Raw genomic sequence first — 25,421 nt, forward strand, 5'->3', positions numbered from 1 at the left:
CTTGTCGAGTATTTTGGTTTGGTATGGCCTACATCCGCTTTGACGGGAAAGACGAACTGGTGGGGCTACCCTTTCAGTTTTAAACGTGAGCCTGGCTTTTTTGGGGAGTGGCTTGATGCAGTGGTTTTATGTATTTATAAAACCGTATTATTGGGTGTCTTTCATCGCCTCTTACGGTGTGGCGCAGAATCTTGAAGGGATAGGGTGGTTTGGTTATTTTAATAATATATATGAGCCGGGTATACCATACCCGTTGTTGAATCTCAGTCCCGTCGCTGGTGTGAAAGCAATCTCTTTGTTGTTTTTCATGTCTTTTGTTTTTATGAGTTTGATTTTTGTTAGGGGAGCATTCGTCCTGGGGCGTAGGCCTGGTCTGGCGAGCCTATTAGTCGTATTTTTACCTGGGGTTTTATCCTTAATCGGGTTTTCTCCGAGTTGGTGGTTGCTCATACCTGAAGAATTTCATTTGGGGGCAGGATACATAGGCGGTTTCTGGAGCAGTGGAATAAATTTTCTGATCGCCTTCGGTTTTGGGTGGTCGGCTGTATTGATGCTGGCTAATTGCTTTAAAAGTCCAAAGTTCAAACACGGGTATGACCATTTGTGGTGCATGTTAAGTCTCGTGGGGTGCATGTATTTGGTTGTTGACTCTCAAGCGAAGTCTGATCGGGAGCAAATGTTGGAAACGAATAAACTGCTAGGGGATTACTTGCAATTTTATAAAGGGCGTTATCAGAATTTGAAAGAGTACTGTCTGGTTGATGCCTCGTTTGCCAAGGACGAAAAGGCGCTCTGTAAATCCGCCGCAAAGGTATTTTCAATACTCTCATTTAACATTGTAGGGAATGAGCCTGAGTTAAGACGATATGGGGACTCCTGGTTGCAATCGTTACCAGAATCCAGTGATATCGCTAGAATAAATACATATTTTTGCTCTCGTGCTGATTTAAATGGAGCGTGTCGTGAAACGCCTTCGCATTTAATGGTAAATAGTCAGGAGTTTGGGCGTAAGGATTACATTCCGCTACCTGATCACAGGGAGCGTGTAGGTAAGTTGTATGACAGGCTGGGGAGGCTGGTTGATAAAGTTAAATTGGCGCACGAGCATGAAAATTTGAAATATTTTCTCTTTTGTATTATTTCTTTTCTTGCGGGAGGTAAGGCAGCAACTGCGTCGCTATCATTAATTGGGGAGGGTAACATGAAATCCCGCTCTTGGCTGTTAGGTGTAGCGAGATTGATGTATTTTAATTTGTGGTTTTTTTTAAGATTAAGGGGTAGATGAAAGGTGGTATTAGACCAGGTTTGCCGCCTCTTTAGCTAAAAGTGATGTGAGCTTTTCGCTTGAGTAGTAGTGGTGCTTATTGTTTTAAATGTATTTTTTAAATGTTGTTGCTGTAATAGCCATGACCGCGCCAAGCAATACGGCGCAAGGTATAAAAACGGCCATTGGATTGAGCGTGATGGGGAGGGATAGGTAAATGATCCAGGGCACGACCAGTAGCGGCATAACTGCCCGCTTAGCCCTGTGATAGACAAAGCTGCTTTCCCGCCCAGCCCCAAATTTGCGTAGGTCGCGGCGCATTAATCCATCGACAAAACCGGTGAGCGTGGCGAGCAGAAACAAGGGGGTAGCCAAGACCAGAATAAACAGGCGCACCACGAAGGTAAATGTTACATACACCGACGCCAGCACGAAATCCTCAATGCTCACGTAGAGCTGATTGGTCCAGCCCCAGAAGCTGTTACTCTGGCTCGACGCGCGCGCCTGCTGGGCAAAATCCACAAAACCAGTCTTGACCAACAACCACCGATTGAGGAAATCCAGCCACTGGAGAATCATTGGCCCAGGCTGTTGGATGAGAAGTGAAGATTTGAAGCTCTCGCTGAGCCAACCTAACTCACTGGTTAGCATGGCCTGACTATGCCGCCAGCCCTGATCACCCCAGAATAGCAGCAGACCAGCAAACTCAATCAGAATCGAGAGCAGCAACGAGGCAATCAGCAAACCGACGATGCGCAGGACTAGGCTGATCGCCGAGATGATCAATCCCGGATGCTGGATCGGTTGTGGCGGCGTGTTCTGGGTGGAAGTCGCCATTGTTCACTCCATTGCGCGTTGCAGAGTTGATGTCGTCACGATCCTTCTGGATTTTCTGATGAGTCAAAACCTGTAGCAGGGGCGGGCTACCCCACCTGATCCAGATCAAAGTTAATTGTTGGGCCGCCACCGCTCGCGCTCCACCATTGCCCCGCTTGCTCGTTGTAGGTGGCCCGCATCCGCTGGGTGAGCTCAAGCAGGTCCTTTGGCATGGCATCGTCGTTAGAGGGTTTTGGCAACGGCATGCGGACTTTCCAGAGCTGGCCGCCGGCCTGGAAGGAGAACATCTGCCCCTTGGGCAAACTGACGATATGCGCTGGCTCGATCAGCGGCACACTGGTGCTGCTGATGCGATCCTGCGAGGACGAAGTGAAGTCTGTGTTGGCCTCAGGATCGGAGGTGTCTGTAGCGCCCGAGACAAGGGTCTTGGTCAGTGCGTTGACCTTGGGTAACTGCTGGGTGAGTAGCTCTGCCGTCGCGGTCTCACGTACGCGCAACATCTGCAAGGTATTGAAGTTGCCAATCACCTGGCCGGCCTTGGCGCGGTTACCGATGCGCGCCTCGATATCGCTAAGGGTTTGAGTATAAGCCGTCACCTGGATACCCGCTCCGCCGCCCTTGTTGATTAGCGGGATGAACTCATCACCCATCAACTCGTTAAACTCATCGGCGTGCAGGTTGATTGGCAGCTTGTCACTGCTCCTACCCGACTGAGGCAGGCCGTGGTCTATACCATGTTTGTAGATGTGGCCCGCGACCGAGACCAAGTCGGCGAACATGGAATTGCCCACAGCGGCGGCCACCTCGGCGTCGGTCAGCGCATCCAGACCGATGTAGACGATGCCGCGTTTACGGATGATCTGCATCCAGTCGAAGATTGGCCGCGGGTCATCCAAGTCGGTGTAGTTGGGGGCTAGCAGTTGGGCTGTCTTGCCGGTGGTGAGTTTTTCCAGCAACGGCAGTAGCGAGGCCACGATTTTGTCGAAGTAAGTACGGTCATATCGTACCGCCGAACGCAGTCCGTCCATTACTGGATCAAATACCCTTTTCACTGCCAGGTACTGCTCGATGGCCACCACACGCTTTTCGCGTCCCACCATGTGCCGGGGAATGTTCTTCTCGGTGAGCTTGCCTTCAAGCTGGACAATTACTTCCCAAGCCTTCGGATCGGTCTTGGCGAAAAACTGCTGGGCGTACTCGATGAACAATGCGTCGATGTTGACCACATGCCGTTGGATTTGCAGATAGTCCGGACGTCGGCCCAACTCGATCAGGGCGCGGGCGATGATGTTGACGAAACGCCAGGCGAACTCGCGAAACGCCGCCGAGTTACCTTCGCCACTGAGCTGCCCAGCGATGCGCGACGCCACTTCCGAGATGCGTCCGAAACGTCCCACGGCGTTGTAGCGGGCGGAGATCTCCGGCCAGCCTAGATGGAAAACATAGAATTCCTTTTCTCGACCGGCGCGTTTGGCTTCAACGTACATGCGTTTGAGCAAATCGGCATCGCCCTTCGGATCGAAGACAATGACGACCTCGTGTTCGATACGATGAATGTCCTGGGTGATGTACACCTCCGCGAGCCGGGTTTTGCCGACACGGGTAGTACCAAGCACCAGCGTGTGACCCACCCGTTCGCCCAGCGGCAGGCTGACCTCTGTTTCATCTGGCTCGATCCCATGCAGCAGTGGCGAGCCTCCTACCGGAGGCAAAGGGCGTAACGGATTAAAGGCGCTGTCCCAGGCCGTGACACGGGCCAGTGTCGAGAGCGGAAACGGTGCATGTTCTAGGCGACGTTCGAGTCCACGTGCCAGGCGGTAACGGGTCGGTTGGTCGACGTAGTGGGCGACCGCCGGATCCTGGGCCTCGACCAAGCGCTGGGTGTGCAGGCGGGTCCAGCGAAAGCCGCGGCCCATGAACAGACGTTTGCGGCTCACCGGAATCTGCCGGCTGGTCAGTTCGTAGCGAGGCAGCCGGCGAATATTGCGCCGATAGCGCAACACCTCCCAGGCTTGTCGGAGGCGGATCAAACCGAACAGGGCATAGGCCAGAGCCGCAATCAGACCGATCTCGGGTGATAGCGCCACGGCCCAGGGCGAATACACGCATAACACCACCGCGGCGACGCAGATCGCCACGGTATACAGCTCGACTGCGGGCCGGAGTTTGGACTCCATCGCATGCTCTGCCATGACCCAGACTCACTGTTCCAGTGAGGTGGCTGTGATTAACACAGGGTAGTGCTCAATTTTCAGGCGAGAGGCGATGTCGTTGCCGTTGACCGGCAGGATGGTGATGCCCGGAGCGGCTGCTCGAATTTGGGCCAGGGCTTCAGTATCGGTCACTTCGACGGCGAGTCCGGCTGCACCCATTTCATGCAGTTCAGTCGCACGCTGATGCAGCCAAGCCAACGATTGGGGATCCTCCCCGACAAGGAAAAATGGCTGCAAGCCTGGCATGTCCAGGGTGCGAATTGTGATCTGGCCTGGGCTCAAGTGAGAGCTGCGCACGGGCAGTATCCAGGTTTCATCGGCAAATGCAGATAGGTCTGCATGTATGGCCCGAGCAGGCTGGATCTTGTTGTTTATTGGCGGCCTGGAAGCTTCAAACTGGGGGCGGGTGAAACCGCCAGGCTGAACTTCTGCAAACGACAGTCCCGGCTGGGCGAGCGCAGCCAAGAGCACGGCAAAGTAATACGCACTGGGAATTCGCTTCATGGTGGTGTGCCCTGTTTAAAGGAAACCTGTAGTCGTTCGAGTTGTTGGGAAAAGCCGGCGCGGTAACGCGCGGCCGGAGTTCCTCCTGCCGGGCGGTGATATCGGCCAGCAGCTGACACCCAATCACCGGTGACGGCGTGATGCTCTTGTAGCAGCGCGGCAGTTACGGCCAGATTGCGGTAGGGTTCGAAGGCTTCGCAGGGACTGGAAAAATGCTGTCCGTGATAACCCAGGTTGATTTGCCCAAGCCCGGCATCGACCCGCTTGGCGTCATACCGATCAAGCGCCTGAAGCAAGGCGTGACAGGCGGTCTGACGATTGGCGAAACGGTAAGGGCTACCGGCAATATTCAGCGTCCAGGGCCAGGGCAGCAGTCGGCCACGGAGGCGGGCGCCACTCTCCTGCAGGGCAATCGCGAACAACACCGTGGAAGGGACGTTGGCGTCATGCGCTGCCAGTTGATAAGCCGGAGGCGGAAGTTCGTCTGCCCGGACGGCGTGCACCATCAGCAGGAGCGCAATAGCAATCAATCGAGACGTTGCCATTGTCCGTTCACCTGCTGAAATGTGACGGGTAACGGTCTCGGGGCTCCCAGGCTGAACCAGCGACCGCGATCATGGTTCAGGGTGATTTGCCGGTGTTGGACCTTGCTCGCATCAATGCCTGCTTGCCGCGCCCAGCCACGGACATGTTCATCCTCACCTTGGCTGCCCACCAGGTAGATATCGAACGCTGTATCACTGCTTTGCAGACGCTGCGCTTCAGCGGTGCACGCAGGGCAATGGTCTTCGACAAACAGAGCACGGCGCGGCTCTATCGGTGAGCTAGCAGCGGGCGGGGATGCCATACCCTGAATCGGCAACAGTCCAGGAAACAGCTTGGCCCAAGCTGCGGTGTAGGCGTTTTGGTAAGCCAACTCGCGCTCGGCACGTTTGGCTTCCAGCGCTACCTGCAGTTCGGCATAGCGCTGACGCTCTTGGTCGTTCTCTGCTTCGACGCCGAGTGCAGTCAGCGGATCGAGATTCGGGCTCCAGTAACCACGCGGGCCGGCTTGGATCTGTTCGAAGCGTGTCCACTCCTGCTCCGTCAGACCCCAGCTTGCCGCCTGTTCAGAGTGCGAACGCTCCAGCGGAGCAGACTGCGTGTCCTGGGTCCGTGACGGTGTCGTGACGGGGTTGCCCAGCGCAGCGCCCGTGCTCAGCAATGAAACGAAACAGACGATGGGACTCAGCGGAGCTCTGTTCATGATCGCTTCTCAAGGGAGGTGCACGGTCTGGTCTGGGTGAGCGGTCACCGCGAAGATAGCCGCGTTCGGCTCCAGCACCTTCAGTTGCCATGTGCCGAACTGCTCGCCGTTGTGCAGCAACTGGATATCATTGAGCGAGCGACTGTCAGGAGGTGCGACCGCCAGAAAGCGCTCGCCACCGCGGTACTCGACGCTCAACACTGAAAATGGCGGCAGGAGCGGGGCAGGCTTGGGCTGAGCGGTTTTTACCGGCTTGGCCGAGGAAGGCGTCGGTGGTGGGAGTGGTGGCTGGCTCTTGAGGTCCAGGAGTTGCTGCTCGACGTGCTCAAGTCGTGCGCGTAGCGCGATCATGTCGGCTTCGGTAGCACGGGCTGCCAGACCATCGCGCAGTTCCTGTATCTCCTGCGCCCATTGATCCAACATCGGATCGAGGGTATTGGCCTGTTGCATACCGGAATCGACCATCTGCTTCAGGTCTTTCAGTGCGTACTGCAGCTTCTCCTGTGCATCCAAGAGGGTGCTTGAATCACGTCGCAGGGTATCCAGGGTCTGTAGGCGTTGGGCGTTCGCATTTTCCAGCTCGGTCACGCGTTGATACTGGTTATACAAACCACCACTCAGCCCGGAGACCGCCAGGCAAAGTGAGCCGACAATGAGGGTTTGAAACGTCGTGGCTTTCATGGGCGTGCCTCCGGCTGATGGGCCGCGCTGGGTGCGAGCCGCACGACGGCAGCATCATTTTTTATCCGTTCGAAGCAGACCGAACGGCTGACCTCATCGGTCGTGAGTTGCCAGGCGGGGCCAGCCAGTACTTGTAGCGCGTTGCGTAGTGAGATCGAGCCGAGTCGGTAATGGGCGGCGGGCAGAGGCCGGGTAAACATTATTTTTACTGGTTCGGCAGCAGGGCAGAGCGAATAACCTGAGCGTTGCAGCACGTAGTACATCGCTTCCTGTACCGAAGGATTCAGGTTGGACGGAATGCTCACGTCAACGATTTGAGCGAGAAGATTACGTTGTTCCGTGGTGGGCTCGGTGCTGACCAGCGTATAGCGGCCATAGCGGAGCTCTGTCGGATGACTCTCATCGGCTGTACTCCTCGAAAGCTGGGCCCGATTGGAACCACCGGCATTCTCTGGACTAGTCGGCAATGGGGTGGGGATCTGCGCCGTGCAGGCGCTCAATAAACCCAGCAGGCAGACAGGCGTGAAAAAACGCTCCATGGAAAAAACCTCATGTCAGTTTCAGTGCAGAACCTGACATGAGGTGAAGGAGCGATTCAGTGAGTAAGTTGATTCAAGACGGGTCGTGTTTAAGTTGAACGCGTTGCTATTTCGTCATAAATGGCGAGCCCATCCAAGACGGCAGCGTCGGGGTCGAAAATCAACAACCTCACATCCGCTAATGCCGCCAGATACAGTACGTTGAGCAAGGCTTCCGGTGTGCCTGCGTCGAGTTGTTCTTGTCTCAAGCTCGAATAACGATTGCCCTCAATGTTCAGCAAGTTCTCGTCCGTCCACGGCGTGCCGATCAGTTTGCAACCGATACCGCAGCAATCTGGCAGCGTAAAAAGCTCGAACAAGAGGCCGGTTTGCCGCAGAGCGAAGTTACTGACCCACTCCTCCAGATAAAGCATCGATTCTTCGGGAAGGTGCGCGGTACTGATTTCCCAGGCTCGACTGTAGTGTCCCGTTTCGAAGCTCAAGCGATGGACCATGGCTTGTGCCTCTTCCAGGGAGTACAGATCACCGAGGTGATGCCGCTCGTTGAGCATTTCGCCCATCACGGCGTAGATTACTTGGCGTACTAGCCCAGTGGACTGGCAGCGTTCATCCAAATCATCCGAAATGGATTGGCCTTCGCTGATTCAAGGCGAAATCGTCATTGAACACGCAGGCGAACAGTTGCAGCTCATTGTCGGGCAGATGGGCTTGTGAGTCGTGCACGGGTCGAAAGCAGGGAGGGCAGTCGTTTTCGTAGGTGATCAGTAGCAGCCGTTCGATATGAAGGTTGTCGTAACCGCGAGCAAATGGAGTTGTGGTCGTCAGCAGGGCCGGGGCTTGGTGTGTGGGGGGCATGAGGGTTCTCCAGAATGAAAATGAACAAGGCGCCCGAAGACGCCTGAGAGGGTTAAAGCCAGCCATGTTCGGCAAGGGAAAGTGGACGACCTTCACCCACGATGAAGTGATCCAGTACGCGCACTTCGATCAAGGCCAAGGCCTCTTTCAACCGTTCGGTCAAGACGCGATCCGCCTGGCTGGGTTCTGTACAACCTGAAGGGTGGTTGTGAACAAAAATGGCGGCCGCAGCGTTATGCGCTAGGGAACGCTTGACGACTTGGCGGGGGTAAACGCTGGCGCCATCAATGCTGCCGTGAAAGAGGACTTCGAACGCCAGCACTCGGTGCTTGGCATCGAGAAAAATCACACCGAAGACTTCTTGCTCTTGTTGCGCAAGATGCAGTTTTAGATATGAGGCCACGGCGCCAGGCGACGTCAGGTTAGGGCCGCGGGCGAACAGCCGGCGATCCAGAATATGCAGCGCTTCGTCGATGAGCCGGTTTTCGTGGACGATACGATCAGCCTCGAAATCCGAGGTTTCAATCAGGGTGAGCTGAGTGTTCATGAGGTACCTCCGAAAGGAATAATCCGGGGCACACGCCCGAGGGGAGTAGTGTCCCCGAGGATATAGAGTCGCGGGCGTTAGCCGATGACGCGTTGTTTACAGTCGAGTGAATCGGTGGCGTTGACCGTGCAGGTGTGAGCCGCAACCGTCGCAGGGCAATGGGGAAAAGGTTCTTATTCCCCAGCCGGTTTCGAGATCGAAGTCGGCACTGATGGGCATTAACCGAACGAGTCCACTGTGGATGCCGGCGATGCGTTTCTCGATTTCATCCGTCCTGTAGTAGAGCGATAACGTGCTGTAGTCCTCATAAGCAGCCGCGAACAGACAGTCGTCGCAAAGCCAGAAGGATTCCATGTCGGTTCTCCTGTGCTGATTGAAGAAAAGGCGCTCAATTGAGCGCCTTGATGTAAACATCGTGGATTGTTCAGGCGGACTGAACAGTACGGGAGGCATCACGGCGGGCCGCAGTGCGGGGAGTGGGTGGAGTGGGTGGAAAGTCAGGCTCGACCTGAGGCTCTGTTGGGTTGTGGATCTCCTCTGCTTCGGCATCAGCCGATGGTGGGGAAGGTTCACTGGTGGGCGCTTGCTCAGCAGGTGCTGTTGCCTCCTGCCTGGCAGGCGCTTTGTATTCGTACGCGCCGTTGACCTTGATCCAGTCGATGTACAGCAGACGACCTTTAAGACTGGCACCTGGTTGACCTTGTTTATCGCCTTTCTCGTAGAGAAATGGATCGATCCACAGGTCGCCGATACGGAACGACAGTAAGACCTTTTTCTCGGCCTTGACGGCGTCCATATAGAGACGAATCAAGCGTTCAGCTTCGCCCCCTGCGACTTTGCAGTCGAAGCGGGTGTACTCCACCGCATCGGTGGCACCGTGCAGGGCGGCGATATCGCAGGCCAGGAATGGCTGTCCGCGGCGGACCTGCACTTCACGAACACGGTTGAGGTAGCCGATACCGACGGTGTGCAGATTGAAGTAAGTGGTCGCTTCTTGGGATTTGTTGGCGTGGGCCATGGTGGTTCTCCTGTTTCAAGGGAAAACGGCGACGCACAGTCCCTGATGGGGAAGTGAGCCCCCGTCAGGGTGGGTAAGGTGAAGTCGGGCAATGAACGACTCGGCACCGGCAAGCCGGCTGACAATCAGAACGATGCGCCTGAGGAATAGCGATGCAGCAGAAGGGAATCCGCAGTAGTGGTCTGCGGACCTAGGGTAGTGGGCATTCATCACCGCTGAAGCGGTAACCGCGCGAGCTTCCGAATGCTGATCGCACTTGGGTAAACCACCACGAACGTGGCGTAGCCTTGAAGGTTCAAGCTACCTAGGCTGGGCTGTCAACGACAGCGAACCACGCCCTTTATATAGGCCTGTCACAGGGGGGCGTCAAGACGCTGCAACCCGTTTTTTTAAGGCCTGAATACAATGGAAGTCACTGGAATTAAGAAAAGGAAAAAAATGAAGAGTGGGCCTGTCGGGGCGCCAGGCGAGGAAGAGAAAAGCCACCTTTGGCGGTCTTACGCAGTCGACAAGCTCCTCGCAAAACTTGATTTAACTGCGCAATGATTCGCCAACCGACTCTTGTCGTGGCCTGGGTCGGAATACGCTGGCACGCATCCGCGCACAAAGGGTGCCCTGTTTTTCCCCGGTGGGCTCCGGGACTGAATACGATCGCCGAAGCGGATGACCGCTATTGCCGGGTAGAGGCAACAGTGGTCATCCGCCACCACAATCATGTCGAGCAAAAAACGGGAATTAAATTCCGCAGAATAGGAGGCTCCGAACTCGAAGAGTTTGACCGAACTGCGCGGAGCTAATCGGTCTTGGGTCGCCGTTGGCGATGGTACGGAGACACTACAGCAGAGAGGGAGGATTCACGTCAAGTCAGTGGTCCCTCGTAAGACACTCATATTGAGTGCGATGAGAGATGTTACTTACTGCCGAGATGCGCGGCCAATTGTTCGACGGTTGCCAGGACAAAGGCGCGGTCTTTTTCCTTCAGTCCGCTTAGGAGACCCACGATCATCTGACCCTGGTCATTGGGGCGATTACTCGATTTTGTCAGCAGTTCATCCATTCGGCAGTCGAAAATATCCGCTAACTGCATCAGCTTGACCACTGATAGCTCCACTAACCCCCGCTCCAGGCGCGATATGGCTTCACTGCCGATCCCCATGCGCTCAGCCACCTCTTCCTGGGTCAGATTACGCTCGGTTCGGTGTTTCGCGATCATGCGCCCGATTTGGGCTTGGGTTGGATGTTTATGTGCCAAGTGATGAGTTCTCCAGTTCAACCCGAATGGTTGAGCAAAGACCCGTTGACATGAACATCCTTAAGGGTTGAGTATCGACTCATGGGGTTGCCATAGTGACTGAAACAGCTGAGTGTCGCGATATGGTTTCTGTTTTTCCCGGGATCAGAGTCCAGGATGGTTAGCAAGAACAACGGTCTGAAAGGACCAAGTCGAGGAATGGTTGAGCATGGAAGATGAAAGCGATGACGTCATGGATCTGATCTGGGATCGAACACTGGAGCTGTTTATCAAGATTCATGATTGCCCGGATAACCCCGAGCATTTCGAAAGCCTTGTTAATTGGCTCAACGCAGATCCCGCTCACCTAAAAGCGTTCAACGAACTGGGGCAGATATGGATTTCGACAGGCATCGCCTTGGCCCGTGAAGTCGGACAACCTTTGATCGATTTGGAGCAGGATCAGGCGCCGCTGATGATGCACTGAGGTGCGTAGCACCCCTGAGCCCAACCGAACTGTCATAGGCGCCGCGTTTATTCTCGAATCGGAGTAGTTCCCTTGCAGTTCGGGTACTGCGAGCATGACCAGTACGGCCCAGATTTGCCCTTTCGCTTGATCATTGAGGCATTGCAAATGGGGCAGGCCGGTCCGGCTTTGACCGCTATCGACAAGGTGAGCGCACCACTATGTTCGACCAATTTCGCGATCCATTTCGCCTGCTTTGTGACAAATGTATCCAAGGTCAGGCGTCCCGCTTCGATTTCGTCAAGAGCCTGCTCCCAAATTGCAGTCAGGCCAGGATCCGCGACTGCAGAGGGTACCGCCTCGATCAGGGTATGGGCCGCCGCCGTGGCCGTTAAGGCGCGTTTTTTCTTCAGCAAATAACCGCGATCAATTAGCCCTTTGATAATGCCGGCTCGTGTGGCTTCGGTTCCGATACCTGTGGTTTCCCGAAGTTTCTGTTTCAGGCGTGGGTCGTTGACAAGCTTGGCGACGTTTTTCATCGCCTTGATCAGATCGCCCTCGGTGAGAGGTTTGGGAGCTGCAGTGCGCAGGGGCTTGAGTTCGACATAGTCCACTGTGCACTGCGTGCCCTGTTGCAAGATGGGTAAGGCTTGGGATTTGTAACTGGGCTCATCCTCCTCGGTGTTTTCGGAGGGCAAGCTTTTCCAGCCCTGGACCAAGATCAGTTTGCCCACAGCGGTCAATCGTTCTTCGCCACACGCCAGTTCGACCTGGGTCCGATCAAACTCATGATGCGGAAGAAACTGTGCTAGGTAGTGGCTACGGATCAGTTCGTAGACATGGCGTTCTTGTTCGGACATCCGCACCAGGTTTTCCGGTTCGGTGGTGGGGATGATGCCGTGGTGCGCAGTGACCTTGGCATTGTTCCATGAGCGGGAGCGCAATGATTGATCGAGGTCCTCGAATGCAGGTCTGAGTGCAGGATCCGTTTTGAGCAAGGCGTCGAGTACCGCGGGAGCCTCGTTGAGCATATTCTCTGGCAAATAGCGGCAATCGCTGCGCGGGTAGGTGGTGGCTTTGTGGGTTTCATACAGGGCTTGGGCGATGTTCAGGGTTTCCTGGACGCCGAGCCCCAGCTTACGCGAGCAGACTTCCTGCAACGTGCTTAGGTCGAAGGGCAGGGGCGGCGGTTCTCGGAAATGCTCAGTATGTAACGAGATTACCGTGGCGGACTTCTCGTCGGTGATTGTTTGTACCGCGTGATGGGCAAGCATTTGTTGTAGGCAGCGCCCCGACTCTTCCCGTCCTGAGCATGGCGGTAACCACGACGCGATTAATCGCTGGCCCATCGACGATAGGTGTACCTCAACGTTCCAGTAAGGCACCGGGACGAAGCCGGCAATCGCACGATCCCGATCGACCACCAGACGTAAGGTGGGTGTCTGGACGCGCCCCACTGACAAAACGCCGTCGTAGCCTGCCCGCCGACCAAGAAGGGTAAATAAACGACTGAGGTTCATGCCGATCAGCCAGTCGGCACGGCTGCGGGCGAGGGCCGAGTGATAGAGCGGGAAGGTCTCCTGACCAGACTTCAGCGAGGTCAGTGCCCTGCGAATCGATGCTTCGTTGAGTGCGGACAGCCAGAGGCGCTGAACAGAGCCTTGGTACTGGCAGAGCTCCAATAATTCGCGGGCAATCATCTCACCTTCGCGGTCGGCGTCGGTTGCGATGACAACGGTGGTGGCTTCGCTGAGCAGGCGTTTGATGATTTTGAACTGCGCGGCAGTCTTGGGTTTGACCTTCGCTTGCCACTGCGCCGGAATGATCGGTAGATGATCCAACGACCAGTTCTTGTACTGAATGCCGTAGGCTTCAGGCGGGGCCGTCTCCAGCAGGTGGCCGATACACCATGTGACAGTTGTCTCGGGGCCGATCAGGCAGCCATCGCCACGCCGAGTGGCTCCGAGAACCTTGGCGATGTCACGACCCTGGGAAGGTTTTTCGCAGAGGAAGAGGCGCATATAACTACTCCGGATTGAGTTCGGAGCAGCGTTGTTCGAAGTAGCAGGAGCAAGATATGAGAAACCTGAATGGTAGGTTCCTCATATTAGTCGGTAAGGGCGGCCTTGAATGGGCTGAAGCTGCTACCTTATTGGAGCGTTCCTAATTGGGTGGTGGCTTCACGGGCAGCGAGCAATGACAGGCCAGGAACTTCGCGCAAAGGAGCAATTTTTATGCCTGAAGTCGTTCAGGCCTTAGGTGATTGCCCTCTGTGTTTCTTGGGGTTCGACGTCGGCGAGCTGGCCTGCTCAGTATTTTGAGCAGCCGTCGGTTCACTGGAGCGTTCCCGCATGACCACGCTGTGCACCCGGTGAGGCAGGATGCCGACTCGACGGGCCTCTATCTTGAAGGTCACCCGTGCATTGTCTTCGCTGTCTTCCCACTCATCGCGCACCGTACGACCTTCGACCAGCACGCGCATGCCTTTCTGGTACAGCTTGCTCCAGTGTTCAGCCTCTCGGTGCCAGATCTCAACCGGTGCCCAATAGCCACCACGATCTTCGTAGCCTCCCTCGCGGGGAATGGGGTTGTCGAAATACACATTCAGCCGTAGCAAACGCCGTGGTTCGTCATTGCCTGACGGGAATTCTTGGAACTCTGGCGCACTGCCGATATTTCCTTCGCCGACGAAAAAAGTACTCATCGTGATACCTCCACTGCTGGTGTGAACTGGCGCAGCAACTGTTCGGCACTGGCCATTTTGATCGCGCAGGTCGTAGCCTGGCGGTAAAGCGAATGCACCACACTCATCTGCAGGTTCAATGCAATGCGCTCGCATTCGAAACGGTGTAATCCCTCTCGTACGATCTGCGGCAGCGCTATGTTGGAGATCTGACGTTCCCAGACCGCCACACCCATGCGAGCAAAATCACGAGTGCGCCAACGCAAAAAGGTGCTACCCGCACTGGTGTTCTGCAGAACCAATCGTATCTTCAGTAGCGAGTACGGCGGCTGCCCGTCTTGCTGCACGACAGCCTCCATCAGGTGACATAGCTGCGCCTCGATTTCCCTCGCCGTCTGCGCCAGGTGCTCCAACTCCCCCTTACCCTTAAATGGCTTTAAAAGGCCTTTTAGGGAGGCAGCGTGTTCGAGTTTTCGATAGGCATCCTGTGTCAATGGGCCGGAAAACGTTGGATGAGCTGAGTCCATAGGATTCATGCTTCGTTCTCCGGGTTGCCCACTGTCGCAAATGGCTCTCCCGCATCGTCAGCCGACGCATTAGCGTCATCTACTACCGCAGCGCCGCGGCGAATGATCGGCGGCGCAAACTGAGAACGGCGATGACCCTCGAGAATGTCCATCGGGGGCAGCCCATACTTCTCCACGGCTGCTAGAGCGCGAGCATTATTTGCGGCCATATCATCGCGTGTAACGCCGGCATGTCGATAACGTTGTGCCTGGCCGAACAGGCTGCGTAGCAGATGGGCCCCATCGTCGATCCAGGCTTCCATGTCCCTTCGGCCGATCAAGGCAGTGTGATGCGCCAATAGGGTATGGCGTACCAGGATGTCGTAGTCGGTCAGTAGGTAGACCGCCAGAAAACCCAGTTGACTGCCGATGTACAGCGGCAACGTAACGGGATGGATGTTGAGGTTGTCGCTCATGTCGATCTGGCGCGGCAGGTCCTGCCTGATCCGATCCAACTGTTGGGTCAGTTCCTGCATCCCTGCTTTGGCCTGCATCAGTTTTTCTTCCAATTGCACAATGGCCCAGTCGGCATAGGGGTCGTCGTGGGCCGCGGTTTGTTTGATCAGGTTGGTGACACTGATGTAACCCGCCATGCCCATGATCGAGCGAACACCTTCACGAGCGTTTCGACCTTGCCAGATACGAGCGGCGTGGTGAGTGTGCAGGGTCAAGGTGATGCTGCTGCGCAATGAACCCAGGTTGAGTTGATAGTGATCGGCCATGGTGTTGTCCTCGCATTGGCTTGGACGGGACGTTGCGACAGTTGAGGATCAAGGACAGCCAGAAAGCTGAATGCGGTCTGTTCGGTTTGCTGAGAGATGGCAAATACCTGACGTTTGCGCTTATCGAAATGGAGTCCCGGAATCCCCAAAATGCTCCGTGGTACGGTCCGATACTTCCGTCGATTGGAACTCTATGGATTTGATGCCACTGGCATCAAATCTACTGACGTCCACTGTGTTTGGCACGCAGTTGGCGCAGCTCATTCAGGCACGCCTGGGCGAGGGCTGATGCAGGTTCGCCCTTTTTTCGAGACGGCCGTGAGGGGGCGGGTGGGGGCGGCTCTGCCATGGGTGACGGTTCGGCCTGACTTGCCCAAGGACGAAAGTCGCCTTTCAGTGCACGCTGGGCCAAGCCCATCAAATAGGCCGCTGGCTTGCGTATACCGCCGGCCCCACAGCGTGCCCCCGCTTCGTTAAGCACCGCCTGTTGATCCGCCGTTTTGAGCTTGTTCAGCACCACGGTGACGGCCTGACGTTCGCTTGGGCTCAGGTGCAGCGAAGTGGGCCAGTGCAGGTTATCCACCGCTGAGGTCGCGCGCGGTACTGTACAGTTACTTTCTTTTAATACAGTACAGGCGGCGTTCGGATTCCGAACGGTGCTGGAAACGTTAGCGTTCAAGCCTGATTCGGAATCCGAACGAGGGTTTGCACGATTCCGAACGTGGTGATCTTTCCCCCGTTCGGAATCGTGGAATGCATCATCGGATGGCTGATCCAAGCCTTGCTGCGTCCACTGTTCGCCCCAGCTGTCGAGCCGCGTCGGTAATCGACCCCGATCGATATTTGTGTCCTGTCGGACCTCCTCCACAATGTGCTGGGCGACAATACGCACGGACTTCGTCGCATGGCCGAGGGCATGCCCGACCAGTTCTAGATAATCCTGATCGAGCTCCATGGCTTCGGCGGGGGTTAACGGCTCATCGTGCAGAACATACAAAGAACCTTGTAGCCTCCCGCTAACTTGATCGCGACCGCGGCTCACCAAACTGAGCCAACGAGTGAGCCTGAGCATCGTCAACACGCGAGCAATGGTTTCACGCGAGGCTGACGCACCGTAGGGCACGCTCGAGAGGTAAGGCTGCAAATCCTCATAGCGCGGCGTGACCACGCCCTGGCCTTGCAGCATGAGTCGAAATACCTGCCAGGCATTTCGCTCCAATGGCGTCAGCCGATTATCCAACAGCAGCCGACGTGGCACGACTTCGTGTGATTGGCCACTAAACAGAAAGCCAGCCTGTAGAGCCTGGTTGGAGGGCTGTTCAGTGGTAGGGCGTGCTGGCCAGCGCTCATGCAGCTGCTGTGTGCATTGCTGCAGGACACGTTGCCAGCGACTGGCAGGAACAGCATTCATGTTTTGTTGCTGTACTGGTCGATTTGCTGCCAAACGATGGTCAAGCTGATCTGCTGTTCTTCGGCAAGCATCATCATGGCGTCGAGTTTATCCTCGGTGCCGTCCTCTGTTCGTATTTGGCACCAACGTTGCCACAACGCATGCTCCTGCGCTTCGCTTAAATGTTGGGGGCGGCCTTTACGAGTTTCTATCTTGAGTAGACGCCGACGCATGGCTGTTTCCGAATGCGCCAAGCCAAAACACTGGTACATAATGGTGCTGCTGGCGCCGAGTTTGAGCGCTCGGTTGATCAACCGTTCGTTCTGTTCGTCGCGTTCAGATTGCTCAATCAAACGATGCAGCACTGGCGAGTCAATCTTGACCTCAAGCCAAGGGACTGTGGCATGGGCCAGGCGCGATAGTGTGGTCGGCGGTAAGGATTGCAGCACGAAGATGTCATCCTCACTCAGTCCAAGTGCCTTGCAGCGTTGCAGGTTGCCCAGGCGTAGTTCGTGCAGTACCTGGGTTAGCATGGCTTGATTGAGCATATTGAAGGACAAGTTCATCTCAGCTCCTCCGGTGAGTTTTTGTCTTCAGAGATGAGTGTTAAGTCGATTAGACGCCGGGCCAGGCGTATCAGGCGAAACAGCTTAATTAACAGACTGTCAGGCAGTCGCTCCAGCCCCACGTCCGTGACTGGTCGATCTGGCAGATAGAGTTGATAGACTCCTAACAACAGTTGCCCGAACAGTGCGGAAGGTATTTGCTTGCGATCTTCCCAGTTCACCTCGTCTTGAGCACGTAGCAGGGCGAGGAGCATTAGGTGGACGCCGGTCGAGCGAGGCGCTGAAAGATCGAGTCGCTCAATGTCCAACGCGAAGCCCAAGCCAAGCTTTTGATCAATGATGCACTCGGCATCTCCGGCATAGGCCGCCATTTCCCGAGCCAGTCCTGCAATGCTTAAACGCAGTTGTTCGGGCGTATCTAGCGTTGGTGCGATGGGCCAGAGGTCGTTGATTGTGCAGGTTTCGAATGAAGACTCCGCTTCGGTAATGATCTCGCGATCGATTTGCTCACGAATCTGTTGAACGCGTGATAGGTGACTGACCGCAGGTAAAGTATTTGTTTCGGGTGCGTTGAGCCGCTCTTCTGAAATTGGCTCTATCTTGCTCTTGGCATCAGTTGATTCGGGTTTAGTGTCGGAGGAGGGCAGCTCTGCCGCAGTTTCATGCACGCTTGACCGATGGCTGCTTTCTGGGGGCGTGGTGGTGACAGCCCCAGGCGCGGAGATGACCCGTTGGGTATCGCTCAGCTCCAGGGCCAGCATACGGTAGGACTGTCCGAGCAAGTGGCTCATGCGTTCGAGCAATTCGTCCTGGATCTGCTCAAGATCAAAGGATACAGGATCGCTATCGAAGTAGCCCATGGTCTCCAGCCAGAACTCTGCAAACGCGACTTTGGCGGTTGGATAGCGGTTCCAGGTTCGCTCAGCCTGACTACGTAGACCGATCAGACGTTCTATCTGAGGCTTACCCAAGCCGGCATACAGAGTTTGTGGAATGGCGGGTAATAAGTGTTCGAGGGTGTCCAGCATCCGGCTGATATGCGACTGCGAAACTGGATAGCCTCCAGCGGCAAGACGTCGAGCCAGCTCCCGTTGTGAGAGCTCTGGGCCATCCGACTCAAGCATGGTTTTGAGTTTGGCTACTGCCAGGGCCCTTTCGATGAACGTGAGTTGGCCGTGCAGGTCGCTTTCGGCTAGGTGGCCGAGCAGCGCGGTGACTTCATTGGTCCAGGGGCGGAACAGGCAATGAATGCGAAAGAAGTGCTCGTCGCGGGTTTCCTGCCACAGCTCGCCAAGAATTGCCAAGCGCGTATTACCGCCGTTGCGGATGATGAAAGAGGTCTCACCCGGGCGGCGGGTAATCGGCGGGGGCTGATCCAGCCCGCGCTCACGGATCGATGTCTTGATATCTTCGTAAAGCGGATTACGGATGAAGCGCGGGTTGTGTTCGTAGGGCCGCAGCTCCTCCAGTGTGACCAACATAGGCGTGTCAGTAAGTGGATCAGACAGCCGCTCCAGTTCCGCCCCTTGAGTAAAGTGGTCCTGATGCAGCTTCTCGGTGATCTGCTCCTGACTGAGCTTCTTCATCTGGAAAATCTCAATTAACGCTGCTCGCGCAGATGGTCGCCGACTTTGAACTTAACGATCACCGCGGTACCTGTGCCCTCAAAATGGTGGGAAAGTTCGGCAAGAAACCAACCTGTGGCCGAGCGTCCACCCTGTAGCCGAAACACTACAGTGCAGTATTTCTCGCAAGGTGGATAGTGTGGTCGACTAGATGGATGAACAATGATGGGAAATTGATCCAACATCAAAAAACTCCTCGCCAGATTCTGCTGGCATCAAGGTCGATTAAACTAAACAGTTATCGAAAATACTCTCGCGATGAGTCATCTCGTTGAAGCGCCGAGCACCTATCAACCGTGAAGATTGCCAGGTGCCACTCCGGAAATAACTCGGCGGCCAGCGCTTGCATAGTTTCAAGCGCTGATGTCGAACGTCGCTTGAGTGACTGGCGATTCACCATTCTATGAACCGGAAGTCCAAAAGATGCGGCGTTGAGGTATGCCACTCGATTGGGAATGACGGTATCTAGAACTGAGATGTTGGTTTCATTCGCGAAGGTTTCGCGCAGGCCCCGAATGATCATCTGGGTATCCCTCCACCGTGGGTTCACTTGGTTAAGCAGCAGTCGCAGCGGTGGTGTTGTTATGCCCAAGTGACGAAACGGTTCTAGTTCACTCAGCAGCTTTAGGGTGCCGCGATGCAACTCGCGGGCGGCGAGCATTTCCGGAGTGACGGGCGAGAGGGCAAGATCGGAGGCCAGCGTGGCCATTTCCAGAAGCACGCTGCGTGCACCTTGGGTGTCGATCAATAGAAGGTCATAGCTGGCTCCGAATTGGTCGAGTAAATTACGCAGCCGCAGCCGACCGTCGGGGGCATGCAGCAGTAATGTGCTCAACCGACCTTGATCGTCATTGGAGATAATCAAGTCGAGACCTTTGACCTCTGTCCTGGAAATAATCTGTGCAGGAGATGTCTGATTGAGTGCTATGAACTCGTACGTACCCGCAGGCGCTTTTTGATTCAATGCATAATAGCTGGAGAGGGTGGGTTGGCTATCCAGATCAAGTAGCAGCACACGGAGGCCCGCGTCCGCTAGCAGACCGCCAAGATTGGCCGCTACAGTGGTTTTGCCGACACCGCCTTTGGTCGAAACAATCGATATCACACGCATGACATCAGCCCTGTTGCGCCAAACGCTCGGTGATCCATTGCTCGATTTCCAGCGAGTCCCATCCGACTGCACGCAGTCCAATACGTTTAGCTTTGGGGAACTTACCGTCCTTCATTAAGTTATAGATATGCGCCCGCTTGAACCCGGTTTTTCGCTCCACCTCTTCACGGCGCATGATATGCCGCTCGACCTGAGGATTAGGTGCATCAGCCAAAGAGAAGGATTGATTAAGCATGTTGGTCACTCCTGGCGCCGTATGGCATCGGGTGGGAAGTGACCTGGATTCAATAGTAGATAGTGAGAGTAGTCATTGCAGTGCAATTGAAGTGATTGCAGTGCAAACCTCACTTTTTAGCCTTTGCAAGGTTGCGTCTGCCGGCCGCAAACTTTCCGTCTAGTGTGCGTTTGCTCAGCCTTTTACGCCGTCGTAGTGCGCGACAATCGAGTCGACGAGAGACGCTTGGCTGTCAAAAACAGAGTGTCGTCTACCGGAGCTGGTTGAGCCCAAGATGGTTTCGACCAGCGCGCCGATAATGTTAAGCAAAGTTTCCTTGCTGTCTTCACTAAGTTGGAGTTTGTTTTCGGCGAGCTCGCGAAGCTGCTCGCGCTCCAGTCCCGCAGCTTTTAACTCGTCAGTCAAAATTTGGAGTTTCGCGTCGCTAGCTTTTAGCTGTACCTGTAGGGCATCTCGATCGGCTTGTAAGATCAAGTACGTGTGGTTGTGGATTGTTTCCTGACTGATTAGCGGTGGGCCGAAAAGAAAAGATGGTCGTTGATCAGGGTGGTACATAGACATCCAGCGCTTTAAATCTGAATGTCGGATGGTCAGGAGCCTGAAGTCGACAGGTGTGCCTGAAGTGACCGTAATACCCAAGGCTCCGTACGGAATCTCACGATTTCGAATGGCATCCAGAATCTTCCAGAAGTTCGCGTGCAGGCACGGCCACTGCGGAAACTCATTGCTTAGGCGATCGGGATGGCCCCATGCGAACTCAAGGATCACGGACTCATGAGCAGTTAAATTACTCCAACGTATTGCGGCTTCGATGGGCCTGTAGAACAGCTTTTCGGTTGGAGTCACTCTACTAGCTTTGTCCATAGAGGTGGCCTCTAATAGAAGGGTAGTCCGCTACGGGAGGTCTGAATGCCTTACGCGATCAAATAGGCTTCCGTGCGGTTGCTGCCAGTGTGAATTTGTTCATGCAAGTCGCGGCTTGGCAGTCGTTAGGGATAAATACCCAGCGCGTGCATTCGCCGATCCCAGCAGTTAGCGAAATAATGGCTTGAGCTCGGTGCGCGAAGGAAAATCTAGACAAACGATCACGTCGTCGCGTAACCGAAAATTATTATTTACTTCCTGGATAATGCAATTTTGCGTTGTCGTTATCTGTGGGGAACTAGTGAGTGGCCAGTGACGGCTTTGGTTTTTGCTAAGTGCAAAGAATCCCTTTATGAGTGCAATAGCTCCTGGATTTTTTTACTGTTGCCTTAGATTTATTTTTTCAGTGCTTATGCCTGCGGCTTTCAGTTATGAGCTAATGGTCAATCGTTATAGTTATCGCTGGTTTTGTTGTGTTAGGTTTTTAGTGATTTTATCGAAACAGCAAGGGAGGCCGTGACGTGAATGGATTTTTATAGAGACCGATAATCTTAGTTATTTCAAAGTCAATCGACAGGCTTATGTTTCCCCCCAGGTTTATCAGCAAGAACTCGAAGCGGTCTTCGACAAGAGTTGGTTGTATCTGGCCCACCTCAGCGAGGTCCCCGCGGCCGGGGACTTCCTTACCCGTGACGTGGGCGGGCGCAACCTGATCTTCCAGCGTCAGGGCAACGGTGAACTTGCGGTGTTCCTCAATGCCTGTTCGCACCGGGGCGCACGGGTGTGTTCCGAGCCTCAGGGCAATACCCAGCGCTTTACCTGTCCTTACCACGGCTGGACCTACGACACGACGGGCGCGCTGATCGGCCAGCCTGACAAGGCAGCCTACGAGCATCACGGCCAATGCAACCTCGACCTGTCGCTGGCCCGCATCAAGCATTCCGTCTACAAGGGTTTTGTGTTCATCCACTTTGCTCGCACGCAGAACACCCTGGAGGACTACCTCGGACAGGCTGCCGACTACATCGACCTGATCCTCGACCAGTCCGAATCCTCCCTGGAAATTATCCCTGGCGCGTTTGACCATGCCATTCAAGGCAACTGGAAATTGCTCGCCGAGAACGGTGTCGATGCCTACCACCTGCCGTTCGCCCACAAGCGTTATCTCGAATACCTCAACACCCTGGGCACCGATCCGGCATCCCACAAGCGTACCGGCGAAGGCTTGTCCCTGGGCAACGGGCACGGCTTGATCATGAGCGGGCCTCCCTCCACGGGCCGGCCGATTGCCTACTGGAGCCCGTTGTTTCCCGAGGCACTGAAAGCGCCGATTGCCGCCAAGTTCGAGCACCTGGTGCAGCGCTTCGGCCTGGCGCGGGCGCAGACCATTGCCCACACCAACAAGAGCCTGTTCATCTTTCCCAACCTGGTGATCAACGACATCCTGGGCCTGAACATCCGCACCTTTTTTCCCGTCTCCGCCACCCAGGTCAATGTCACCGTATGGGGCGCGGGGTTCAGCAACGAGAGCCGCGAGGAGCGGGCGGCGCGGATCAACGGCCTGATCTCCTTTATTGGCCCGGGCGGCTTCGGCACCCCGGATGATGTGGAAATCCTTGAGTCCTGCCAGCGGGCCTATGCCCACAGTGCCCAGGGCTACAGCGATTTTTCCCGGGGCATGGGGCCAGGCACCCAGCGTCACACCGATGAAGAACAAAACCGCAGTTTCTGGCGTGAATGGAGCCGTCGCCTCGGGCAACAGATTCCTCTGCGCCAACTGGCCATTGCTGTTTAGCCATCCACTATCACTGACTCCTGGCAGATCCTCCACGCGCACCAAGTTTGGGCTACGTGGGGAATATCGGGCACTGCAAGGGCATTATTCATGTGCGGAATTGCCGGATGGACCGATTGGACCCAAGACCTGCGCCCCCAGCGCGAGGTGATCGAAAACATGACGCGCACCCTGGCGCTGCGGGGCCCGGACGCCGAAGGGATATGGGTGGCGCCCCACGCGCTGCTGGGGCATCGGCGTCTGTCGATCATTGACCTGGCCCATGGCGCCCAACCCATGGCTGACGCCAGCGACGAAGTGGTACTGACCTACAGCGGAGAGGTCTACAACTATCTGGCCTTGCGCGAAGAACTACAGGCGCTGGGGCAGGCCTTCACCACCCGTTCGGACACTGAAGTGGTGCTGCGTGCCTACCTGCAATGGGGCGAGCAGGCCTTCGCCCGGTTGACCGGGATTTTCGCCTTTGCCCTGTGGGATGAACGGGACCAAAGCCTGTGGCTGGTTCGCGACCGTTTTGGTGTCAAGCCGCTGTATTACTTTGCCACCGGCACCGGCGTGCTGTTCGGCTCCGAGCCCAAGGCCATCCTTGCCCATCCCCAGGTACGCCCGGTGCTGGATGCCAGTGGGGTTGCCGAGCTGTTTGCCCTGAGTACCGCGCCCACGCCTGGCCACGGGATCTACCAGGGTTTTTATCAGCTCAAGCCTGGCCATGCCTTGAGGTTCGATGCCAACGGGCGACAGGACCTTGTCTACTGGTCGCTGACGGCCGAGCCTCACAGTGACAGCCCGGCCGACACTGCCCGGCAGGTTGGCAGCTTGTTGCGCCAGGTGGTCGAGGAACAATTGGTGGCGGACGTACCCCTGGGCAGCCTGCTTTCCGGCGGCCTGGATTCCAGCGCCATCAGCGCCTATGCCGCTCAGGCGCTGGGGCGTGAAGGGCGCTCGTTGCCGACTTTTTCGGTGGACTTTACCGGCGGTGGTGAAGGCTTTACCCCAGCCCCGTGGCAAAGCAGTTGGGACGAACCGTTCGCGCAGTTGGCATCGGCAGCACTGGGTACGCCACACACCACCTTGGCGGTCGCACCCGAACAGGTGCAGGAGCAAGAAGAGGCGGTACTGCGTGCCCGGGACCTGCCGGGTTGGGGAGAGCTGGACAGTTCGCTGTACCTGCTGTTCCAGCAGGTGCGCGAGCACACCACGGTGGTGTTCTCGGGGGAGTCGGCGGACGAGGTGTTCGGCGGTTATCCGTTTTTTCACGACCAGCAGGCCCTGGATTTTTCCGGGTTTCCTTGGCTGGCAGGCAAGAGTGGTCTTTGGGAACTGCTGCGGCCCGAGGTCGCCGAGCGAGTTGCACCGCAGGCGTACATGGCCAAGCGTTACCAGGAGGCTTTGGCGGAGGTTCCGCACCTGGCCGCAGACAGCCCGGTTGAGCGGCGACAGCGCGAGGTCACGTACCTGGCGCTGACGCGCTGGTTGCCGGCGATGCTCGACCGCAAGGACCGCATCAGCATGGCGGTGGGCCTGGAGGTGCGGGTGCCGTTTTGCGATCACCGCCTGGTGGACTACGTGTGGAATGTGCCCTGGTCCATCAAGAGCGTGGCCGGGGAGGGCAAGAGCCTGTTGCGTAACGCAGTGCGCGGTGAATTGCCCGATGCGATTGTCGAGCGCAGGAAAAGCGGCTTTCCGGCCAATCCCGACCCGCGCTACCTGGCGTTGTTGCGCAGCCAGCTCAGGCAGTTGCTGATTGACGGCGACTCGCCGGTGTTCGACCTGGTGGATGCGCGCCGGGTGGGTGAGTTGCTCGAACTGGAGCAGCCGCTGCCCAGTCCCCGGGCCTCGAGCAGCCCCACGGCCGGCTTGGCCTACCTGCTGAACCTGGACCGCTGGTTACGCCTGTACCAGGTGGAAATCCGCCTGTAGCACCGCTTTCAACCTTCAGGGGACATGCCCATGAGCCTTCCATTGAACATCAGCGCCGCGAGCTTGCAGGCCCGGGTCAGCGACTTCCTGATCAGCGAAGCCGAGCTGCTGGACAACCGCGAGCTGGAAACCTGGATCGGCCTGTTCGATCAACCCGCCCATTACCGGGTGCTGCCGTTGCAAAGCCATCTGGTTGAGGGCGAGCCCCACGACAGCCTGTTCATCATTGCCGATGACTACGGCCGCCTGCGTGAGCGGGTCGACAGCCTGCTCAGTGGCCATAGCTGGATGGAGACGCCGCCTTCGCGTACCCGACGGCTGGTGAGCAACGTGCGGATCAAGTCCCGGGACGGCGAGCAGTTGACCATCAAAAGCAACTTTGTGGTGCACCAGTTTCGCAACCAGCAAACCTGGTACTTCGTCGGAGAGGCCACCCATGTGCTGTACGACAGCCCTCGTGGCTTGCGGATTCTCAAGCGCGACATTCGCCTGGACCACGAAACCATCAGTGCCCAGCGGCGCATCAGCATCATTTTATGAGGC

Annotated in this window: 26 protein-coding genes and 1 pseudogene; 5 read left to right on the forward strand and 22 right to left on the reverse strand. The window is 56.2% G+C overall.

Annotated features, from left to right (window positions below; all coding sequences use genetic code 11):
- Positions 1–115 precede the first annotated feature (115 nt).
- Entirely contained in the window at positions 116–1,285 is a 1,170-nt protein-coding gene (locus PSEBG33_RS16575) for a hypothetical protein (RefSeq protein WP_005787038.1), read from the forward strand.
- Positions 1,286–1,369: 84 nt separating this feature from the next.
- Here the strand turns inward: PSEBG33_RS16575 and PSEBG33_RS16570 are convergent, their stop codons facing one another.
- The 12 genes and pseudogenes from PSEBG33_RS16570 to PSEBG33_RS16525 all read right to left on the reverse strand — a co-directional run bounded on the left by PSEBG33_RS16570 (position 1,370) and on the right by PSEBG33_RS16525 (position 10,956).
- Complete coding sequence (locus tag PSEBG33_RS16570) at positions 1,370–2,101, reverse strand: TIGR03747 family integrating conjugative element membrane protein (RefSeq protein WP_005787040.1); 732 nt, start codon at positions 2,099–2,101, stop codon at positions 1,370–1,372.
- 86 nt (positions 2,102–2,187) lie between these two features.
- The gene (traD, locus tag PSEBG33_RS16565) at positions 2,188–4,293 is read right to left on the reverse strand and encodes a type IV conjugative transfer system coupling protein TraD (RefSeq protein ID WP_005787041.1); all 2,106 of its coding nucleotides are present in this window, start codon (positions 4,291–4,293) and stop codon (positions 2,188–2,190) included.
- A 9-nt stretch (positions 4,294–4,302) separates the two neighbouring features.
- On the reverse strand, positions 4,303–4,818 hold the full coding sequence (locus PSEBG33_RS16560) for an integrating conjugative element protein (protein WP_005787043.1): 516 nt from the start codon (positions 4,816–4,818) through the stop codon (positions 4,303–4,305).
- Positions 4,815–5,363: a hypothetical protein gene (locus PSEBG33_RS16555; RefSeq protein WP_005787045.1), complete on the reverse strand. Its 549-nt coding sequence runs from the start codon at positions 5,361–5,363 to the stop codon at positions 4,815–4,817. Before PSEBG33_RS16555 ends, PSEBG33_RS16560 begins: the two co-directional genes overlap by 4 nt.
- Positions 5,345–6,064, reverse strand: coding sequence for a TIGR03759 family integrating conjugative element protein (locus PSEBG33_RS16550; protein ID WP_005787047.1), 720 nt, complete (start codon positions 6,062–6,064; stop codon positions 5,345–5,347). The genes PSEBG33_RS16555 and PSEBG33_RS16550 overlap by 19 nt, the downstream gene beginning before the upstream one ends.
- 9 nt (positions 6,065–6,073) lie before the next feature.
- Entirely contained in the window at positions 6,074–6,745 is a 672-nt protein-coding gene (locus tag PSEBG33_RS16545; RefSeq protein WP_005787049.1) for a hypothetical protein, read from the reverse strand.
- Positions 6,742–7,284 carry a PilL N-terminal domain-containing protein gene (locus tag PSEBG33_RS27170; RefSeq protein ID WP_032803421.1) on the reverse strand — a complete coding sequence of 181 codons (543 nt, stop codon included), beginning with the start codon at positions 7,282–7,284 and terminating at the stop codon, positions 6,742–6,744. The genes PSEBG33_RS16545 and PSEBG33_RS27170 overlap by 4 nt, the downstream gene beginning before the upstream one ends.
- An 89-nt stretch (positions 7,285–7,373) precedes the next feature.
- Positions 7,374–8,139, reverse strand: a pseudogene (locus PSEBG33_RS27935) (ABC transporter substrate-binding protein).
- 52 nt (positions 8,140–8,191) lie between these two features.
- The gene (gene radC / locus PSEBG33_RS16540) at positions 8,192–8,686 is read right to left on the reverse strand and encodes a RadC family protein (protein WP_005787054.1); all 495 of its coding nucleotides are present in this window, start codon (positions 8,684–8,686) and stop codon (positions 8,192–8,194) included.
- A 96-nt stretch (positions 8,687–8,782) separates the two neighbouring features.
- Positions 8,783–9,040: a hypothetical protein gene (locus PSEBG33_RS16535; protein WP_005787056.1), complete on the reverse strand. Its 258-nt coding sequence runs from the start codon at positions 9,038–9,040 to the stop codon at positions 8,783–8,785.
- Between the two features lie 70 nt (positions 9,041–9,110).
- Positions 9,111–9,704 carry an STY4534 family ICE replication protein gene (locus tag PSEBG33_RS16530; protein WP_005787058.1) on the reverse strand — a complete coding sequence of 198 codons (594 nt, stop codon included), beginning with the start codon at positions 9,702–9,704 and terminating at the stop codon, positions 9,111–9,113.
- Between the two features lie 910 nt (positions 9,705–10,614).
- On the reverse strand, positions 10,615–10,956 hold the full coding sequence (locus PSEBG33_RS16525; protein WP_005787060.1) for a helix-turn-helix domain-containing protein: 342 nt from the start codon (positions 10,954–10,956) through the stop codon (positions 10,615–10,617).
- A gap of 208 nt (positions 10,957–11,164) precedes the next feature.
- On the opposite strand from PSEBG33_RS16525, the gene PSEBG33_RS16520 reads away from it, so the two are divergent.
- On the forward strand, positions 11,165–11,422 hold the full coding sequence (locus tag PSEBG33_RS16520) for a hypothetical protein (RefSeq protein WP_005787062.1): 258 nt from the start codon (positions 11,165–11,167) through the stop codon (positions 11,420–11,422).
- Between the two features lie 47 nt (positions 11,423–11,469).
- Here PSEBG33_RS16520 and PSEBG33_RS16515 read toward each other — a convergent pair whose 3' ends face one another.
- From PSEBG33_RS16515 to PSEBG33_RS29730, 10 genes are all read right to left on the reverse strand, one after another.
- Positions 11,470–13,422, reverse strand: a complete 1,953-nt coding sequence (locus PSEBG33_RS16515; protein ID WP_005787064.1) for a DNA topoisomerase III — start codon at positions 13,420–13,422, stop codon at positions 11,470–11,472.
- 227 nt (positions 13,423–13,649) lie between these two features.
- Entirely contained in the window at positions 13,650–14,105 is a 456-nt protein-coding gene (locus tag PSEBG33_RS16510; protein WP_005787066.1) for a single-stranded DNA-binding protein, read from the reverse strand.
- Positions 14,102–14,620: a DUF3158 family protein gene (locus PSEBG33_RS16505; RefSeq protein ID WP_005787068.1), complete on the reverse strand. Its 519-nt coding sequence runs from the start codon at positions 14,618–14,620 to the stop codon at positions 14,102–14,104. Before PSEBG33_RS16505 ends, PSEBG33_RS16510 begins: the two co-directional genes overlap by 4 nt.
- Positions 14,617–15,372 (reverse strand): PFL_4669 family integrating conjugative element protein, encoded by a 756-nt coding sequence (locus PSEBG33_RS16500; RefSeq protein ID WP_005787070.1) that lies wholly within the window; start codon positions 15,370–15,372, stop codon positions 14,617–14,619. The genes PSEBG33_RS16505 and PSEBG33_RS16500 overlap by 4 nt, the downstream gene beginning before the upstream one ends.
- Positions 15,373–15,592: 220 nt before the next feature.
- A complete protein-coding gene (locus PSEBG33_RS16495) occupies positions 15,593–16,783 on the reverse strand; it encodes an STY4528 family pathogenicity island replication protein (protein ID WP_005787072.1) in 1,191 nt (396 codons plus the stop codon).
- A complete protein-coding gene (locus tag PSEBG33_RS16490; RefSeq protein ID WP_005787074.1) occupies positions 16,780–17,328 on the reverse strand; it encodes a DUF2857 domain-containing protein in 549 nt (182 codons plus the stop codon). The genes PSEBG33_RS16495 and PSEBG33_RS16490 overlap by 4 nt, the downstream gene beginning before the upstream one ends.
- Positions 17,325–18,914, reverse strand: a complete 1,590-nt coding sequence (locus PSEBG33_RS16485; protein WP_005787076.1) for a ParB family protein — start codon at positions 18,912–18,914, stop codon at positions 17,325–17,327. Before PSEBG33_RS16485 ends, PSEBG33_RS16490 begins: the two co-directional genes overlap by 4 nt.
- Positions 18,915–19,191: 277 nt before the next feature.
- Complete coding sequence (locus tag PSEBG33_RS16480; RefSeq protein WP_005787078.1) at positions 19,192–20,064, reverse strand: ParA family protein; 873 nt, start codon at positions 20,062–20,064, stop codon at positions 19,192–19,194.
- A gap of 4 nt (positions 20,065–20,068) precedes the next feature.
- Positions 20,069–20,299 carry an AlpA family transcriptional regulator gene (locus PSEBG33_RS16475; protein ID WP_005787080.1) on the reverse strand — a complete coding sequence of 77 codons (231 nt, stop codon included), beginning with the start codon at positions 20,297–20,299 and terminating at the stop codon, positions 20,069–20,071.
- A 174-nt stretch (positions 20,300–20,473) separates the two neighbouring features.
- Positions 20,474–21,163: a hypothetical protein gene (locus PSEBG33_RS29730; protein ID WP_005787082.1), complete on the reverse strand. Its 690-nt coding sequence runs from the start codon at positions 21,161–21,163 to the stop codon at positions 20,474–20,476.
- 637 nt (positions 21,164–21,800) lie between these two features.
- Here PSEBG33_RS29730 and PSEBG33_RS16465 point away from each other — a divergent pair.
- The 3 genes from PSEBG33_RS16465 to PSEBG33_RS16455 all read left to right on the forward strand — a co-directional run bounded on the left by PSEBG33_RS16465 (position 21,801) and on the right by PSEBG33_RS16455 (position 25,418).
- A complete protein-coding gene (locus PSEBG33_RS16465) occupies positions 21,801–22,958 on the forward strand; it encodes an aromatic ring-hydroxylating dioxygenase subunit alpha (RefSeq protein WP_005787084.1) in 1,158 nt (385 codons plus the stop codon).
- Positions 22,959–23,048: 90 nt separating this feature from the next.
- Positions 23,049–24,878, forward strand: coding sequence for an asparagine synthase (glutamine-hydrolyzing) (asnB, locus tag PSEBG33_RS16460; RefSeq protein ID WP_005787086.1), 1,830 nt, complete (start codon positions 23,049–23,051; stop codon positions 24,876–24,878).
- 30 nt (positions 24,879–24,908) lie between these two features.
- A complete protein-coding gene (locus PSEBG33_RS16455; RefSeq protein ID WP_005787088.1) occupies positions 24,909–25,418 on the forward strand; it encodes an aromatic-ring-hydroxylating dioxygenase subunit beta in 510 nt (169 codons plus the stop codon).
- The last annotated feature ends 3 nt before the right edge of the window (positions 25,419–25,421 follow it).

Origin of the sequence: Pseudomonas synxantha BG33R (assembly GCF_000263715.2) — a bacterium.
Lineage (GTDB): Bacteria > Pseudomonadota > Gammaproteobacteria > Pseudomonadales > Pseudomonadaceae > Aquipseudomonas > Aquipseudomonas synxantha_A.